Annotated in this window: 14 protein-coding genes; 7 read left to right on the top strand and 7 right to left on the bottom strand. The window is 72.5% G+C overall.

Features of this window, described 5'->3' with window-relative positions:
- The first annotated feature begins 108 nt into the window (after window positions 1–108).
- Window positions 109–276, top strand: a complete 168-nt coding sequence (locus tag ACWCPY_RS03425) for a hypothetical protein (RefSeq protein WP_451262633.1) — start codon at window positions 109–111, stop codon at window positions 274–276.
- A gap of 84 nt (window positions 277–360) precedes the next feature.
- Here the strand turns inward: ACWCPY_RS03425 and ACWCPY_RS03420 are convergent, their stop codons facing one another.
- The 3 genes from ACWCPY_RS03420 to ACWCPY_RS03410 form a co-directional block, all read right to left on the bottom strand.
- Window positions 361–1,302, bottom strand: a complete 942-nt coding sequence (locus tag ACWCPY_RS03420) for a 3-oxoacyl-ACP reductase (RefSeq protein WP_451262631.1) — start codon at window positions 1,300–1,302, stop codon at window positions 361–363.
- 39 nt (window positions 1,303–1,341) lie between these two features.
- Window positions 1,342–2,418, bottom strand: a complete 1,077-nt coding sequence (locus ACWCPY_RS03415; protein WP_451262630.1) for a Zn-dependent alcohol dehydrogenase — start codon at window positions 2,416–2,418, stop codon at window positions 1,342–1,344.
- Window positions 2,419–2,487: 69 nt separating this feature from the next.
- The gene (locus tag ACWCPY_RS03410; RefSeq protein ID WP_451262629.1) at window positions 2,488–3,360 is read right to left on the bottom strand and encodes a MaoC/PaaZ C-terminal domain-containing protein; all 873 of its coding nucleotides are present in this window, start codon (window positions 3,358–3,360) and stop codon (window positions 2,488–2,490) included.
- Window positions 3,361–3,635: 275 nt separating this feature from the next.
- Here ACWCPY_RS03410 and ACWCPY_RS03405 point away from each other — a divergent pair, with 275 nt between their 5' ends.
- From ACWCPY_RS03405 to ACWCPY_RS03385, 5 genes are all read left to right on the top strand, one after another.
- Complete coding sequence (locus ACWCPY_RS03405) at window positions 3,636–4,586, top strand: ABC transporter ATP-binding protein (RefSeq protein WP_451262628.1); 951 nt, start codon at window positions 3,636–3,638, stop codon at window positions 4,584–4,586.
- Entirely contained in the window at window positions 4,586–5,308 is a 723-nt protein-coding gene (locus tag ACWCPY_RS03400) for an ABC transporter permease (RefSeq protein ID WP_451262627.1), read from the top strand. The genes ACWCPY_RS03405 and ACWCPY_RS03400 overlap by 1 nt, the downstream gene beginning before the upstream one ends.
- An 11-nt stretch (window positions 5,309–5,319) precedes the next feature.
- Window positions 5,320–6,567, top strand: a complete 1,248-nt coding sequence (locus ACWCPY_RS03395) for a sensor histidine kinase (protein WP_451262626.1) — start codon at window positions 5,320–5,322, stop codon at window positions 6,565–6,567.
- Window positions 6,568–6,629: 62 nt separating this feature from the next.
- Window positions 6,630–7,892 (top strand): hypothetical protein, encoded by a 1,263-nt coding sequence (locus ACWCPY_RS03390; protein WP_451262625.1) that lies wholly within the window; start codon window positions 6,630–6,632, stop codon window positions 7,890–7,892.
- 60 nt (window positions 7,893–7,952) lie between these two features.
- Entirely contained in the window at window positions 7,953–8,585 is a 633-nt protein-coding gene (locus ACWCPY_RS03385) for a response regulator (protein ID WP_451262817.1), read from the top strand.
- 28 nt (window positions 8,586–8,613) lie between these two features.
- Here ACWCPY_RS03385 and ACWCPY_RS03380 read toward each other — a convergent pair whose 3' ends face one another.
- From ACWCPY_RS03380 to ACWCPY_RS03370, 3 genes are read right to left on the bottom strand one after another with little or no spacing between them, the layout of a single operon-like run.
- The gene (locus tag ACWCPY_RS03380; protein WP_451262624.1) at window positions 8,614–10,044 is read right to left on the bottom strand and encodes an MFS transporter; all 1,431 of its coding nucleotides are present in this window, start codon (window positions 10,042–10,044) and stop codon (window positions 8,614–8,616) included.
- 40 nt (window positions 10,045–10,084) lie between these two features.
- A complete protein-coding gene (locus tag ACWCPY_RS03375; RefSeq protein WP_451262816.1) occupies window positions 10,085–11,281 on the bottom strand; it encodes a lipid-transfer protein in 1,197 nt (398 codons plus the stop codon).
- 47 nt (window positions 11,282–11,328) lie between these two features.
- Entirely contained in the window at window positions 11,329–13,509 is a 2,181-nt protein-coding gene (locus ACWCPY_RS03370) for an acyl-CoA dehydrogenase (protein WP_451262623.1), read from the bottom strand.
- A gap of 260 nt (window positions 13,510–13,769) precedes the next feature.
- Here ACWCPY_RS03370 and ACWCPY_RS03365 point away from each other — a divergent pair, with 260 nt between their 5' ends.
- A complete protein-coding gene (locus ACWCPY_RS03365) occupies window positions 13,770–15,572 on the top strand; it encodes an MFS transporter (RefSeq protein ID WP_451262622.1) in 1,803 nt (600 codons plus the stop codon).
- Here the strand turns inward: ACWCPY_RS03365 and pepE are convergent.
- Window positions 15,535–16,263 carry a dipeptidase PepE gene (gene pepE / locus ACWCPY_RS03360; protein WP_451262620.1) on the bottom strand — a complete coding sequence of 243 codons (729 nt, stop codon included), beginning with the start codon at window positions 16,261–16,263 and terminating at the stop codon, window positions 15,535–15,537. The two genes, ACWCPY_RS03365 and pepE, sit on opposite strands and share 38 nt — an antisense overlap.
- Between the last annotated feature and the right edge of the window lie 14 nt (window positions 16,264–16,277).

Here is a 16,277-nt window from a genome sequence, read left to right as displayed (position 1 = left end):
CCACGCAGCCGTATCCGGCGGTCACCCACGGCGACCGCGCCGTGTTGCGGTTGACGTGATCGGCCTGGTGACACACACGTAAGCGATCACGACGGGGTGACTTCCCACATGTCTGAAGCCCGAACCGACACGACCCAGACGCGTCCGGCGGACGCAGACCGGGCCGAAGCCGGCGGCTCCGGAAAGCACCGAGGGGGCGAGTCGGTGGACGACACGTCCGCACAGCCGCACGGCCGCCACCGCCGCCCCTCCGAGGGGGACGGCCGGGCGGCCTGACCACGCGGAACAGCAACGAGGGACGGGTGGGCCCCGGCGGCCGAAGACGGCTGCCGGGGCCCACCCGTTCCCCCGTCTCCCTCGTCAGCCCCGTTTCAGGCCGAGCACCTCCGCCGCGGCGAAGGTCTCGTTCGGCGGGCGGTCCTCGTAGTACGGCGAGATCAGCTCGTCCAGCTCGCCGAAGGAGAACGTCTCCTTCGAGGAGTCGAACTTGGCCGCGACCCTGGGTCGTTCGACGATCGCGACCATCCCGCCGTGCACGACGAGCAGCTGCCCGTTGACCTTGGCGGCGGCCGGGGAGGCCAGATAGCCGACCAGTGGCGCGACGTGTTCGGGGGCGAGCGCGTCGAGCCCGCCGTCCGTCGGTTCCTGGAAGCCCGCGAAGACGTCCTCGGTCATCCGGGTACGGGCCCGCGGGCAGATGACGTTGGCGGTGACTCCGTACCGGGCCAGGGCCAGGGCCGTGGAGGTGGTGAGGCCGACGATGCCGCCCTTGGCCGCCGCGTAGTTCGGCTGGCCCGCCGAACCGGCCAGGAACGCCTCCGAGGAGGTGTTGATGATCCGGCCGTGGACCGGGCCGCCGGACGCCTTGGAGCGGGTGCGCCAGTGCGCGGCGGCGAAGTGCGTGGTGTTGAAGTGGCCCTTGAGATGGACCCTGATGACGGAGTCCCACTCGTCCTCGGTCATCGAGAAGATCATCCGGTCGCGCAGGATGCCCGCGTTGTTGACCAGGATGTCGAGCTTTCCGTAGGTGTCGACGGCCAGTTCCACCAGGGCGCGGGCCTGCTCGTGGTCGGAGACGTCGCCGAGGTGCGCGACCGCCCGGCCGCCCGCGGCCCGGATCTCCTCGGCGACCTCCTCGGCGGGCGTCGCGGACGCCTCGCCGGAGCCGTCGCGGCCCGGCTGCCCGTAGTCGTTGACGACCACGGCCGCGCCCAGCCCCGCCAGTTCCAGCGCTTCGGCGCGTCCGAGGCCGCGGCCCGCGCCCGTGACGATCGCGGACATGCCGTCCAGGGGAAGTGACATCGGAATCTCTCCAGTCCTCTCGGGAGGGGCGGGCGGTGGTCAGAGCTCGACGCAGGTGCGCAGCGACTCGCCGGTCCGCATCTGGTCGAGCGCGTCGTTGATCCCTTCGAGCCGCACCCGGTGGGTGATCATCGATTCGAGGTCGATCCGGCCGGCCCGCCAGAGCGCGATGGCCCGTTCGTACGAGCGGAGCACATCGCCTCCCCCGTACATGGAGGGCAGGATCCGCTTCTCGTCGAAGAACAGCTCGAACATGTTGACCTGGAAGTTGTCGTCCATCGCGCCCGCGCCGACGACGCACAGGGTGCCGCCGCGCCGGGTGTTCTCGTACGCGGTGCGCGCGGTGGCCGACTTGCCGACGACCTCGAAGACGTAGTCGAAGCCCTCGCCCGCGGTGATCCGCTGCTTGGCGTCGGCGAACTCGTCGGGCGACACCGCCTCGGTCGCGCCGAAGCGCAGTGCCGCCTCGCGCCGGGAGGCGACCGGGTCCACGGCCACGATCTGGGCGGCGCCCTGCACCCTGGCGCCCTGGATCGTGGAGATGCCGACCCCGCCGCAGCCGATCACGGCGACCGACGAACCCGCCTCCACCCGCGCGGTGTTGATGGCCGCGCCGAGTCCGGTGGTCACCCCGCATCCGATCAGCGCGGCGATCTCGAACGGTACGTCGTCGGGGATCGGCACCGCGCAGCCGGCACCGACGACGACCTCCTCGGTGAAGGTGCCGGTGCCCGCGAAGCCGAACACATCGCCGCCGGGGCGCTTGAAGTTGGGGGTGCCGGCGTTCATGAAGCCGGCCAGGCAGAGCTGGGTCTGGCCTCGTTTGCAGGACGGACACGCCCCGCAGGCGGGCAGCCAGCAGACCAGTACCCGGTCCCCCGCGCTCAGCCCGGTGACGCCGTCGCCGACGTCCAGGACCTCGCCGGCGCCCTCGTGGCCCGGGATGAACGGGGCGGGCTGCGGCAGCACCCCGTTCATCGCCGAGACGTCGGAGTGGCACAGTCCGGTGGCCCTGATGCGGAGCCTGACCTTGCCGGGGCCGAAGCCCACCGCCTCGACGTCGTCGAGGACCTCCAGTTTGTCCTGGCCTATCTCGTGCAGTACGGCTGCGCGCATGGTGCGGCTCCCCTCATGGGCGTGTGGAACGTGGGCCTGCGGATCCTCGTGGAGTCGGTCCGGCTCGGGTCAGGAGTGCTCGACGAAGGTGTCGCCGAGGACCATGGCGTCGTCCCGCTCCACGGCCCTCACCTCGACCCGCACCTGGTTCTCGGCGGTCCACATCTCGATGCGGAGGGTCTCGCCGGGGAAGACGATCCCGGTGAAACGGGTGCGGTAGGAGCGGATACGGGTCACGTCGCCGCCGAGGACCGTGTCGGTGACGGCCTTGAGCGTGATGCCGTAGGTGCACAGTCCGTGCAGGATCGGCCGGTCGAAGCCGGCGAGCGCGGCGAACTCGGGGTCGGCGTGCAGCGGGTTCCAGTCCCCGGAGAGGCGGTACAGCAGCGCCTGGTCCGGGCGGACGGGCCGCCGCACGATGTGGTCCGGGGCGACCTCGGGATACGCGACGCGCTCGGACGGGCCGCGTTCACCGCCGAAGCCGCCCTCGCCCCGGACGTAGATCTGGGCGTCGTTGGTCCACAGCGGGCCCTCCTCGTCGGCGGCCTCGGTGCGCAGCACCAGCACGGCCGCCTTGCCCTTGTCGTACACCGCGGCGACCTTCGAGGTCTGTACGGCGCTGCCCCGGACCGGGATCGGCCGGTGCACCCGTACGCTCTGCCCGCCGTGCAGGACGGCGGCGAGGTCGATGTCGATGCCGGGCGAGGAGAGTCCGCCGACGACTCCCATGCCCGCGCCCGCGACGGTGGCGAAGGAGGGCAGCACATGGAGCCGGGACTCCAGTGTGTAGCGCAGCTCGTGGGGGTCCACGGCGGCGTCGGCACGGTCGGGGTCGAAGCCGGCGCCGATCCCGAGGTGGTAGAGCTGTACGTCCTTGTGGTCCCAGCCGATCCGGGTGGAGCGGGGTTCGGCGGCGAGAGCCTTTTCGGCATCAATGGGCATGGGAGAGCTGCTCCTTGATGGTGGGAAGACCTCGGCGCGGCCGTCCGCACCGTCGGCCGCACCGAGGTCGCGCGGGACCGGCCGCCGCGCCCGTTCTAGAACGCGTTCTAGCCGATGAACCCATGTATAACGCAGCGTCCAGCAGTTGGGAAGACCACTGCTGACGTGGCGTCAGATTCATCCGTGGGGCGGCGCCCGGCCATGACATATGTCATGGCGAAGTCCGTACACACACATCTGCCGGGGACCCCGGCGGCCTCCGTAGCGTCATGTCCATGAAGCAGACAACGGGGAGCGGAGCCGCGGTGGTCCTCACCGGGGCGGTCAAGACCTTCGGCCGGGCGGGCAGCGCCGTGCGGGCCGTGGACGGGATCGATCTGTCCATCGGCCGCGGCGAGACCGTCGCCCTGCTCGGCCGCAACGGCGCGGGCAAGTCCACCACCATCCGGCTTCTGCTGGGCCTGGACCGGCCGGACTCCGGCACGGTGCGGGTGCTGGACCGCAGTGCCGAGCGCGCGGTGCTGGACGGACTGGTCGGCGCCATGCTCCAGGACGGGCAGCCGATCCAGCGGGTCACCGTCCGCGAGCTGATCGCCTTCGTCGCCTCGACCTATCCGAAGCCGATGCCGGTGTCCGAGGCGCTCTCCCTCGCGGGCGTGAGCACGTACGCGAACCGGCGCGTCGACAAGCTCTCCGGCGGCCAGACCCAGCGGGTCCGCTTCGCCGTCGCGCTGGCCGGCAATCCGGAGCTGATCGTGCTGGACGAACCGACCGCCGCCCTGGACGTGGAGGCGCGCCGCGCGTTCTGGGAGTCGATGCGGGCCTACGCCCGGCGCGGCAACACCGTCCTGTTCTCCACCCACTATCTGGAGGAGGCCGACGAGAACGCCGACCGGATCGTCGTCGTCGACCGGGGCCGGATCGTCGCGGACGGCACCGGCGACGCGATCAGGAGCTCGGCCGGCAGCAGCCTCGTCTCCTTCGACCTGGCGGGCGGGCCGACCGAGGGGCTGGAGCTGCTGCCCGGCGTGGTCGCCGTCGAGGTGTCCGGGGACCGGGCGCTGCTGCGCACCGACGACTCGGACGCCACCGTCCGCGAGCTGGCCCGCCTCGACGCGATCCGCGGCCTCCAGGTCTCCCGGGCCACGCTGGAGGACGCGTTCCTCTCCCTCACGGCACCGGCCGCCACGGCACCCGTAACCGAATCCGAGAGGGAGAACGTCTGATGTTCCGCTACATCGTGCTCGAAACCCGCCGGACCCTGCGCGACGGCTTCTTCCTGATCTTCGGGACCGGGATGCCGGTGATCATGTACCTGCTCTTCACCAACATCGGGGGCGGCGGGGACGTCGACGGCTGGAAGACCGCCTCGATGGTCGGCATGGCCGCGTACGGGGCGCTGGGCTCCGCGATGTCGATCGGTACGGGGGTCGCCTCCGACAAGACGCTCGGCTGGCTGGAGCAGCTGCGGGTCACCCCGCTCGCCCCTTCGCGGGCGGTCGTGGGCCGCGCGATCAGCGGTTCGGTGACGGTGCTGCCGACGATCCTCACGGTGCTGCTGGCCGGCGGGCTGCTCAACGGGGTGCGGCTGGACGCCTGGCAGTGGATCGCGCTGGCGCTGCTGCTGTGGATCGGCGCGCTGCCGTTCACCCTGCTCGGCCTCGGCAACGGCTACCGGCTCACCCCGCAGGGCACCGGGGTGGTCAACGTGGCCTGTCTGATGGGTTTCGCGATCGTCGGCGGGCTGTGGTTCCCGCTGGAGCTGCTGCCCGAGTGGCTGCGCTCCATCGGCAGGTTCACCCCGGCCAACCGGTTCGCCGACCTGGGCTGGGCCACCACCGAGGGCCACGCGCCCGGCGCCGGCACGGTCGCGGTGCTGTGCGGATGGCTCCTGCTGTTCGGTACGTACGCCGTGATCTCGTACCGTCGGTCCGCGAGGACCGTGTGACAGGAGGGAACATGGCCGGAAACCCGACGGATGCGTGTGCGGACGGGCGGCCGCGCCCGTGGCGGCGCCGGCGCGCGAAAGGCGAGGAGCGGCGCCCCGGCCCGCCGGGACCGTACACCCTGCTGCCCTGGCTGCTGATGGGCATGGGCGCCTTCTCCAATCTCTTCCAGGGCGAGGCACCCAATCCCTGGCTCGGCGGTCTCGGGCTGTTCACCTTCAACTCCCTCTACGTCTCGGTGGTGTTCCGCGGCTTCGACAGGAAGAAGCGCGAGAGCCCGGTGTCGTACTGGCTGCTCGCCGCGATGGCGGCCGTCACCTTCGCGCTGGCGATCGGCTACGGCGGGAGCTGGCTGCTGTTCTTCCCGCTGCTCTCGCTGGCCTGCGGCACCATCCTGCGCGAACGGCAGCTGGCGCTCGGGGTGCTGGGGCTCGCCGGGGTCGCGACCCTCGTGGCGGTGTGGCGCGGCAACGGCGGCTCGGACCCGTGGACGATCGGTTACGGCACCTTCATCTCGGGCGCGGTGACCGCCGCGATCCTCACCCTCGCGGAGACCGTGACGGAGCTGCGCGCCACCCGCCAGGAGCTGGCCCGCACCGCCGTCGAGAAGGAGCGGCTGCGCTTCTCCCGCGACCTGCACGACCTGCTGGGCCACACCCTCTCCGTGATCGTGGTCAAGTCGGAGGCCGCGCGCCGTCTCGCGCCGCGCGACATGGACGCGGCGCTCACCCAGGTCGCCGACATCGAGTCCGTCGGCCGTCAGGCCCTCACCGAGATCCGTGAGGCCGTCACCGGCTACCGGGAGGGCAGCCTGGCCACCGAGCTCGACCGGGCCCGGTCCGCGCTGACCGCCGCCGGCATAGAGCCGGTGCTCCGCCGCTCGGGACCACCGCTCGCCCCGCAGACGGAGGCGCTGCTGGGCTGGGTGGTGCGGGAGGCCGTCACCAATGTCGTACGCCACTCCCACGCGACCACCTGCTCGTTCGTGCTCGAAGGCACGGCCGAACGGGTCCGGCTGACCGTCGCCGACGACGGCAGCGGCCCCGATCCGGACGCCCCGGCCACGCCCGGTATCGGCGGCACCGGGCTGACCGGGCTCACCGAGCGCCTGGCCGCGTCGGGAGGCAGCCTCCGGGCGGGCCCGGGGCCGGCAGGCGGCTTCGTGGTCACGGCGGAACTCCCGGTGGACGGGCCGGGCCCGGCGGACGAGGACACCGGGACGCCGCGGGATCACCGTCCGGCCCGGATGCCGGGGTCATGAGCGGGTAAGGATCGAGGACCGCGACTGTCGCCGGAGCCGGGAGCGGTGCATGATCGCACCTTGTGAAGGACGACTCGGACGTCATATGCCCCCGGTGCGACGCGGTGCTGACGACACCGGACGACCGGTTCAGCACCTGGTGCGCGGCCTGCGACTGGAACGTCGATCCGATCGGACCCGTCGGCATCCCGAAGGGCAGGGCCCGCGAACTGGCCCGCCACGAACGCGCGTTCCACCGGATGGCAGCGCACGGACCGGACACCTCGCCCCCGGGTGCCGCCGTGTACGGCGCACTCGCACTCGCCACCGCCGTCAATCTGGCCACCGCGGCTCTGGTGGCCACCGGGGTGTGGCTGCTGATCACCGGCACCCTCCCGCAGCGGATCCTGGGCGCCGTCGAGCTGCTGGCCGCCGTGATGCTGTTTCCCCGCCCCGCACGGCTGCCCAATCACACCGTCGACCGCGCCACCGCACCCGCGCTGCACGCGATCGTCGAGCGGATCAGCGGCGAACTCGTCACCCGGCCACCCGACTTGATCGCCTTCGACGCGCGGTACGGGGCCCACTGGGAAGCCGTCGGAATGCGTCGCCGCCGGGTGCTCGTCCTGGGCCTGCCGCTCTGGGAGGCCCTCGCTCCGGATCAGCGGATCGCCCTGCTCGGCCGTGAACTCGCCCACGCGGCAACCGAAACAGGGCCGCGCGCCCGCTGGATCCGGTCGGCCCTGGAGTCGCTCGCGGGCTGGGAGAGCCTTCTCCGGCCCGATCCCGCGCGTTCGGACCGGGGTCCCGACGCGCGCCACTCCGTCACGGGCGGTCGGCAGGCGAGCAACATCGCCCATGTGGGCGAGATGCTCGCCCGTCCGCTGCTGGGGCTGCTCGCCCAGGGCGCGCACCTCCTCCACGCACTGCTGCGCAGGCTGGACGGTCACTGCGTCGACCAGGCTTACCGGGCGGACCGGACGGCCGCCCGGATCGCTACCGCCGACTCCGCGGAGAGCCTGTTGCGGGCCCTGCTGCTGGAGGAGCCGGCCCTCCTCGCCCTGGAGCGACTCTCCCGACGCGGCGGCGACCTGTGGGAGATGCTGTGCGGCTACCTCGCGTCGGTCCCGGACACCGAGCGAGCGCGTCGGCTCCGTCTTTCGGAACTTCGGGGCGACGCGTCGGGCAGCGGGCACCCGCCGACCTGCTTGCGCATCCGGTTCGTCCAAGCGCTCCCCCGCACGGAGCCGACCCTCATCATGACCGGCGCCGAGGCCAGGACGGTCGACCTGGAGCTGGCGCCCATCAGGTCGTCGATCGGCAGGGAATGCCGGCAGAGGCCGTAGCGGGGCGGGGACGACGCTCCATGGCGCACCGCGCGCCCTAGTCTGTTCTCCGTGAACGAGATGCCGCAGGATCACCGGCCGAACAAGTCCGTACGGGTCCTGCTCGCCGAGGACCAGGGCATGATGCGCGGTGCGCTGGCCCTGCTGCTCGGTCTTGAGCCGGACATCGAGGTCGTGGCGCAGGTGGCCGCCGGGGACGGGATCGTGGCCGCCGCGCTGGTGTCCCGTCCCGATGTGGCGCTGCTGGACATCGAGCTCCCGGGCCGCAGCGGGCTGGACGCCGCCGCCGATCTGCGCGAGGAGGTGCCGGACTGCCGGGTGCTGATCCTCACCACCTTCGGCCGCCCCGGCTATCTGCGCCGGGCGATGGAGGCCGGGGCGGCGGGGTTCCTGGTCAAGGACGGTCCCGTCGAGGAACTGGCCACCGCGATCCGGCGGGTGCTCGCGGGCGAGACGGTGATCGACCCGGCGCTGGCCGCCGCCGCGCTCAGCGCCGGGCCGAGCCCGCTGACCGCGCGGGAGCGGGACGCGCTGAACGCCTCGGTGGACGGGGCGACGGTCGCCGACATCGCGGCGAAACTGCATCTGTCCGAGTCGACGGTGCGCAACTACCTGTCGTCGGCGATCGGCAAGACGGGTACGCGCAACCGGATGGAGGCGGTGCGGGCGGCCCGGCAGCAGGGGTGGCTGTAGACGCCTGCGGTCCCGGCGTCCCTGCGCCTCAGCGCCGGTCCGACCGGTGGCGGGGCAGCCAGAGCGCCATCAGCAGCAGCCCGCCGATCAGGACCGTACCGGCCGTCCGGAAGGCGAGGGCGTACCCGGCCGTGAGCGCCTGCGGGCCGGTGCCGCCCGCGGTGCGTGCCGCCGCGACGGTGGAGAGCACGGCGAGACCGAGCGCACCACCCATCGTGCGGGAGGTGTTGACGAGACCGGAGACCAGACCGGCCTCGCCCGGGGCTGCGCCGGTGAGGGCCAGCGAGGCGAGCGGGGTGGACGCCAGCCCCGTACCGGCCATCATCAGGACGCCGGGCAGGCAGACCGAGGTGAGGTACGAACCGTCGGCGCCCATCGTGGACTGCCAGCCGAAGCCGGCCGCGCCGATCGCCGTGCCGATGAGCGCCAGGTTCTTCGTGCCGGTCACGGCCATCACCCGGGGCGCGCACTTCGAGCCGAGCACGACGGCCAACGATGTGGGCATCAGGGCGAGTCCGGCCTCCAGCGGGGTGTAGCCCAGCACGGCCTGGGCGTACACGGTCATGAAGTACCACATCGAGAACGTCGCCGAACCGATCACGAACATCGCCGCGTTGGCCGACGCCACCGCCCGCGCCCCGAGCACCCGGAGCGGCATCAGCGGCTCCGCCGTCCGGGCCTCCACCGCCACGAAGACGCCCAGCAGGGCCACCCCGCCGAGCAGCGGCGCCAGGGTCGCCGTCGCGGTCCATCCCGACACCTCGGTCTGCACGATGCCGTAGGCGACGCAGGCGAGACCCACCGTGACGAGGACCGCGCCGGGGAGGTCGATCCGCCGCCGCTCGGCGGTCCGGCCCTCCACGAGCCGGACGGCGGCACCGGCCAGGACGAGTACTCCGATGGGCACATTGATCAGCAGGACCCAGCGCCAGGAGAGCAGATCGGTGAGGACTCCGCCGATCAGCCCGCCGGCCGCACCGCCGCCCGCGCCGACGGCCATCCAGGTGCCGATCGCCTTCGCCCTGGCCGGCCCCTCGGGGACGGCGGTGGTGAGCAGGGTCAGGGTGGCGGGGGCGAGCACGGCGGCGCCGAGTCCCTGCGCGGCGCGGGCGGCGAGCAGCTGCCAGCCCTCCTGGGCGAGCCCGCCGGCCAGGGAGGCGGCCGTGAACAGGCCGAGACCTATGAGGAACATCCGCTTGCGGCCGTATATGTCAGCGGCGCGTCCGCCGAGCAGCATGAATCCGGCGAAGGCGATCGCGTAGGCGTTGAGCACCCACTGGAGTCCTGCCGCGCTCATCCCGAGGTCGGAACGCATCGACGGCAGGGCGACGTTGACGACGGACACGTCGAGCACGACGAGGAACTGGCCGACGCAGGCGGCGAGCACCGCCGCCCAGGTGCGGGTAGGGGTCCGCTCCAGCGGCGGCACGGGTGTCTTGACGTCGGGCATGCCCGTCATACTCGCACCCGTGCCGCGCCCCGTACATCGGTATTCGGGCCTACCGGCGCAGCAGTGTCACCACCGCGGCTCCGCCGAGCCCGATGTTGTGGGCCAGGCCGACCCGGGCGTCCTTCACCTGCCTGTTCCCCGCCTCGCCCCGCAGCTGCCAGGTCAGTTCGGCGGTCTGGGCGATTCCGGTGGCGCCGAGCGGGTGCCCCTTGGAGATCAGCCCGCCGGACGGGTTGACCACCCAGCGGCCGCCGTACGTGGTGGCGCCGGACTCGACGAGCTTCCCGGACTCGCCCTCGCCGCACAGCCCGAGCGCCTCGTAGGTGAGGAGTTCGTTGATGGAGAAGCAGTCGTGCAGTTCGATGACGTCCAGGTCGGCGGCCGAGAGCCCCGAGGCCTCGTAGACCTGCCGGGCGGCGGCCCGCGACATCGGCAGGCCCACCGCGTCGATGCAGGTTCCCGAGGCGAAGGAGTCGCCGGTGTCGGTGGTCATGGCCTGGGCGACGATCTCCACCGCCCGGTCGCCCAGACCGTGGCGCTCGACGAAGCGCTCCGACACGACGACGGCGGCGGCCGCTCCGTCGGAGGTGGGTGAGCACTGGAGCTTGGTCAGCGGGCTGTGGACGGTCTTCGCGGCGAGTATCTCCTCGACCGTGTACGGGTCCTGGAACTGGGCGTACGGGTTGTTCACCGAGTGGCGGTGGTTCTTGGCACCGACGGCGGCGAGCTGTGCCTCGGTCGTCCCGTACCGCTCCATGTGCTCGCGGGCCGCGTTGCCGAAGATCTGGGCGGTGGGCGGGCTCATTTCGAAGCCGTGGGCGGCGGCCATGATCCCGTAGTGCCGGGCCACGGGCGAGGTCTTGAAGTCGGCCGCACCGCCGTCCGCGCCACCGCCGCCGAGGGAGCCGCGCGCCATCTTCTCGAAGCCGAGCGCGAGGACGCAGTCGCTGCCGCCGCCCTCGACGAACTGCCGGGCCATCATCAGGGCGGTGGAGCCGGTGGCGCAGTTGTTGTTGACGTTGTAGACGGGGATCCCGGTCAGGCCGAGTCCGTACACCGCGCGCTGGCCGGCGGTGGAGGGCTGGAAGCAGTAGCCGACGACGGCCTGCTGGATCTGCCCGTACGCGAGGGAGGCATCGGCGAGCGCGGCCGTGCCGGCCTCCTTCACCATGTCCCAGTACTGCCAGTCGCGTGTCTCGGGCTTCTCGAACTTCGTCATCCCGACACCGACGACGTACGCCTTCATGAGCTTCATGGGCTTCGCGTGCTGGGTGGGCTTCATGGCAAGTCCCTTCAATCGCGCGGGAGGCCGAGGAGGCGCTCGGCGACGACATTGAGCTGAACCTGGGTGGTGCCGCCCGCGATGGTCAGGCAGCGGGACATCAGGAAGCCGTGCAGGGCCCGCCCCGCCGGTCCCTCGCCGGCCGCGCCCGCCGGGCCGAGGAGTTCGAGGGCGAGTTCGGCGACCTTCTGCTGGTGGGTGGTCTGGACGAGCTTGCGGACGGAGGCTCCCGCTCCGGGTTCGAGACCGGAGACCTGCCGCATCGTGGTCCGCAGTCCGATGCAGCCGAGGGCGTGGGCCTCGGCGGCCAGTGCGCCGATGCGGGCCCGGCAGGCGCCGTCGAGTTCGCCGGAGCGGGCGATCAGCGCCTCCAGACCGGTGTCGAAGGTCATCTGGTCGGCCATGTGGACGCGTTCGTTGCCCAGGGTGTTGCGGGCGACCAGCCAGCCGCCGTCGGGCTCGCCCACGACGGCGTCGGCGGGCAGCAGGACGTCGTCGAAGTACACCTCGTTGAAGAGGCGGTCGCCGGTGATCTCCTTCAGCGGCCGGATGTCGATGCCCGGGGTGTTCTTCATGTCGACGAGGAAGTAGCCGATCCCCTCGTGCTTGGGGGCGTCCGGGTCGGTCCTGGCGAGCAGGATCCCGTGGTCGGCCCACTGGGCGGCGCTCGTCCACACCTTCTGGCCGTTGATCCGCCAGCCCTCCTCGGTCCGCTCGGCCTTCGTGCGCAGCGAGGCGAGGTCGGACCCCGCACCGGGCTCCGAGAACAGCTGGCACCACAGGAGTTCGCCGCGCAGGGTGGGCAGCAGATAGCGCTCCTGCTGCTCGGCTGTGCCGTGGGCGATGAGCGAGGGCACCACCCAGGTGGCGATCCCGAGATCGCTCAGCTTCACTCCCTGCTCCGCCAACTCCTGCTGGATGACCAGTTGTTGTACGGGGCCGGCACCCAGGCCGTAGGGGGCGGGGAGGTAGGGGGCGGCGTAGCCGGTCGGCGCGAGGGCGCGACGGGCGGCCTTGGGGTCGAGGCCGCGGGCGGCGGCGACGGCCTCGCGCGCGGCGGCCCGGTGGGCGGCGGCCCCGGCGGGGAGTTCGAGGGCGAGCCCTCGGCGCGCCCCGCCCTCGGCCAGCCGGACGGCCCGCAGCCGGTGGGTGTCGCCGGTCCCCAGCAGCTGCCGGGCCACCAGGGCCCGGCGCAGATACAGATGGGCGTCGTGCTCCCAGGTGAAGCCGATGCCGCCGAGGATCTGGATGCAGTCCTTGGCGCAGCCGTACGCGGCGTCGAGGGCCTCCGACGCGGCGAGGGCGGCGACCATGGACCGTACGTCCGGGTCCGTCCCCCCGTCGGCGGCGCGGGCCGCGTCCCACGTCAGCGCACGGGCCCGCTCGACGCGTACGAGCATGTCGGCGCAGAGGTGCTTGATGCCCTGGAACTGCCCGATGGGGCGGCCGAACTGTTCGCGGACCTTGGCGTGTTCGGCGGCGGTGTGCAGCGCCCTGGCCGCGGTTCCGCAGGCTTCCGCGGCCAGGAGCGCGGCGGCGAGGTCGCGGACGCGCGTGGTGTCGGTCCGTACGAGCCGGGCGGCGGGAACGAGCACCCCGTCGGCCTGGACCCGGGCGGTGGGCCGGGTCGGGTCGGCGCCGTGGTGCGGGCGGGCGGTCAGCCCGTCGGTGGCGGCGTCGACGGCGAACCAGAGGGTGCCGGTGGCCGATTCGGCGGGCAGGAGGAGGAGGTCGGCGTCGGCGCCGGAGAGGACGGGCGGTGCGGTGCCGTCGAGCAGATGACCGTCCTCGCTCTCGACGGCGGTGAGGGTGCCGGGGCCGAGGGCGACGGCGCCGATGCGCGTACCGTCCGCGAGCCCGCGCACCAGCTCGTGCGACCCCGCCGCGTGCAGCACGGCGGAGGCGAGGGAGCTCGCCAGGTACGGGCCGGGGAGCGCGGCCCGGCCCGCCTCTTCGAGGACCACGGCCAGATCGAGGAGCCGGCCGCCGCCGCCCCCGTGTTCCTCGGGCAGATGGACGGCGAGCAGGCCCTGTTCCGCGAGCCCGTCCCAGTACCCGGGGCGTACGCCGGGGGCATGTGGGGCGTCCGCGTCGAGCAGCTTGCGGATCTCCTGCGGCGGTACGGCGCGCGCCAGCCAGCCTCGTACGGCCTGCGCCAACTCGCTGTGTTCTTCGGTGATTCCGATGCCCATGCGGATCCTCGCCGGTCGCAGCCACTGGAACGGCGCAAGAGTAGAACACGTTCCATTCTGACGGAAGGTCAGATACTGACCGGATCTCCGCACGCGCCGATCCGAGTACGCCGTCGTGCCCCCGTTCGCACCTCGTTCACCGGAATACCGCGGACACCGGGAAGGTTTCAGCCTGCACGCAGTTGGCGGTCGGCGCTGCCCGCCCGCCGCACCCGCATGCCTCTTCAGACCCTCGATCACGCCGCCCGGAGGCCGCACGCATGCCAGAGACGACGAACGGACAGCACGCCGGGGAACTCCCCGATCCGCGGCCGCGCAGGGCGGGCGGCGGTGTCGTCCCCGTGCTCGCCTTCGCGGGCATCACCGTCGCGGTGATGCAGACCCTGCTCGTCCCCGTCATCAAGGACCTGCCCGCCCTACTGCACACCGACCCGTCGAACGCCACCTGGGTGATGACCGCGACACTCCTCGCGGGAGCCGTCTCCACCCCGATCATGGGGCGGCTCGGCGACCTCCACGGCAAGCGGAGGATGCTGCTCGCCAGCCTCGCCGTGATGGTGGTCGGCTCCTTGATATGTGCCTTCACCGACGCGCTCGTCGTCATGATCGTGGGGCGTGCGCTCCAGGGCTTCGCCATGGGCGCCATCCCGCTGGGCATCGGCATCATGCGCGACGAACTGCCGCGCGAGCGGCTCGGCTCGGCGATGGCGCTGATGAGCTCCTCGATCGGGGTCGGCGGCGGACTGGCGCTGCCCGCCTCCGCGCTGGTCGCCCAGCACTCCGACTGGCACACCCTGTTCTTCGGCGCGGCCGGGCTCGGCGTGCTGTCGATGGCGCTCACCGTCCTGGTCGTCCCGGAGACCACGCTGCGCGCCCCCGGCCGGTTCGACGTGGCCGGCGCGCTGGGGCTCTCGCTCGGACTGGTCTGCCTGCTGCTGCCGATCACCAAGGGCAGCGACTGGGGCTGGACCTCGGGCAGCACGCTCGGGCTGATCGCCGCCGCGCTGGTGATCCTCGTTCTGTGGGGCCTGTTCGAACTGCGCAGCCCGGCCCCGCTGGTCGATCTGCGGACCACGGCCCGGCGCGAGGTGCTGCTCACCAACCTCTCCTCGATCATGGTCGGGGTCGCCTTCTACGCCGTCTCGCTGGTCCTGCCGCAACTGCTCCAGCTGCCGGCCTCGACGGGGTACGGGCTCGGGCAGTCGATGGTGGTCGCCGGGCTGTGCGTGGCTCCGCTCGGCATGACGATGATGCTCGTCGCCCCGCTGTACGCCCGGCTCTCCGCCCGCCGGGGCCCCAAGGTCTCGCTGATGCTCGGCATGCTGATCATCGCGATCGGCTACGGGGCCGGGCTCGGGCTGATGAGCGCCGCCTGGCAGACCGTGGTGATCGCGGTGATGCTCGGCGCCGGCATCGGGCTCGCCTACTCCTCGCTGCCCGCGCTGATCATCGGGGCCGTCGACCCGTCGGAGACCGGCGCGGCCAACGGCCTCAACACCCTGATGCGCTCGATCGGGACGTCGGTGTCGAGCGCCGTGATCGGCATGGTGCTGGCGAACACCTCGGTGCACGCCGGCGGGGCCGTGCTGCCCTCGATGGAGGGGTTCCGCATCTCGTTCCTGATCGCGACGGGTGCGGTGGTGATCGGGCTGGTGCTCGCCTCGTTCCTGCCGTCGCGGCGCGAGGCGATGCGCCCGGCGCTGCTGGCGAGCAGCGACGAGGACGCCCCGGCGCCCGCCGTCTCCCGCCCGGTCTCCCGCCCGGTCGCCCGCTCCGACGGCTTCCGCGGCCGGGTGCTGGACGGGGACGGCGCCCCGGTGGCCCGCGCCAATGTCACGCTGATCGACCACCGGGGCCGGCAGGCCGGTCTCACCGTGGCGGACGAGGACGGCCACTACACGCTGGCCGTCCCGCACGGCGGCAGTTTCGTGCTGGCCGGGTCGGCCACCGGGTACGCGCCGAGTGCCCGCCCGGCCGTCCACCCGGGCGACGGCCTGCCCGTCGACACGGACCTGGTGCTGACGGTCAGCGCACCGGAGCGTCGAACCGCGGTGTCGTCGTGAGCAGATGAGAGACGTCCGAGCCCGCCGGGAGCTCCTGCGGCTGCGCGCCGCGGGTGAACAGCCGGGCGGGCCGGGCGCCCTGCACCCGGGCCTGGCGTCCGTCGACCCGCAGCCACGATCCCTCGCGCAGGCCGAGCACCGGCACGTCGTTCTCCTCCAGGAACTCGGTGAGCCGCTCCTCGCGGGTCTCGCCCTTGTGGGTGCTGGCCGGGTCCGGGTCCAGGTAGTGCGGGTTGATCTGGAACGGGACGAGGCCCAGCGTCTCGAAGGACGGCGGCTGCACGATGGGCATGTCGTTGGTGGTGCGCAGGGTGGGCGCCGCCATGTTCGTACCGGCGCTGGCCCCCATGTACGGCAGCCCGCCCCGCACCGCCTCGGTCACGGCGTCCCGCAGGCCGGTCCGGTAGAGGGCGCTCAGCAGCCGGAAGGAGTTGCCGCCGCCGATGAACACGGCGTCGGAAGCGGCGAGTTCGGCGACCGGGTCGGCGTTCTCGTGGACCCCGCGCACAGTGATCCCGGACGGCGCGAGGGCCTCGCGGACGCGCGCGGTGTACGCGGTGTAGTCGGCGAGCGCGTAGGGGACGAAGGCCAGCCGGGCGCCGGAGGGCAGGAACGCGGTGACGGTGTCGAGGGCGTGTTCCAGGTAACCCCGGCCGTGCTGGGTGGAGTTGGAGAGCAGCAGCAGATTCATGGCGTTCCTCTTGG

Source organism: Streptomyces sp. NPDC002403, assembly GCF_053593015.1.
This window is presented reverse-complemented; position numbering and strand designations above follow the sequence as displayed.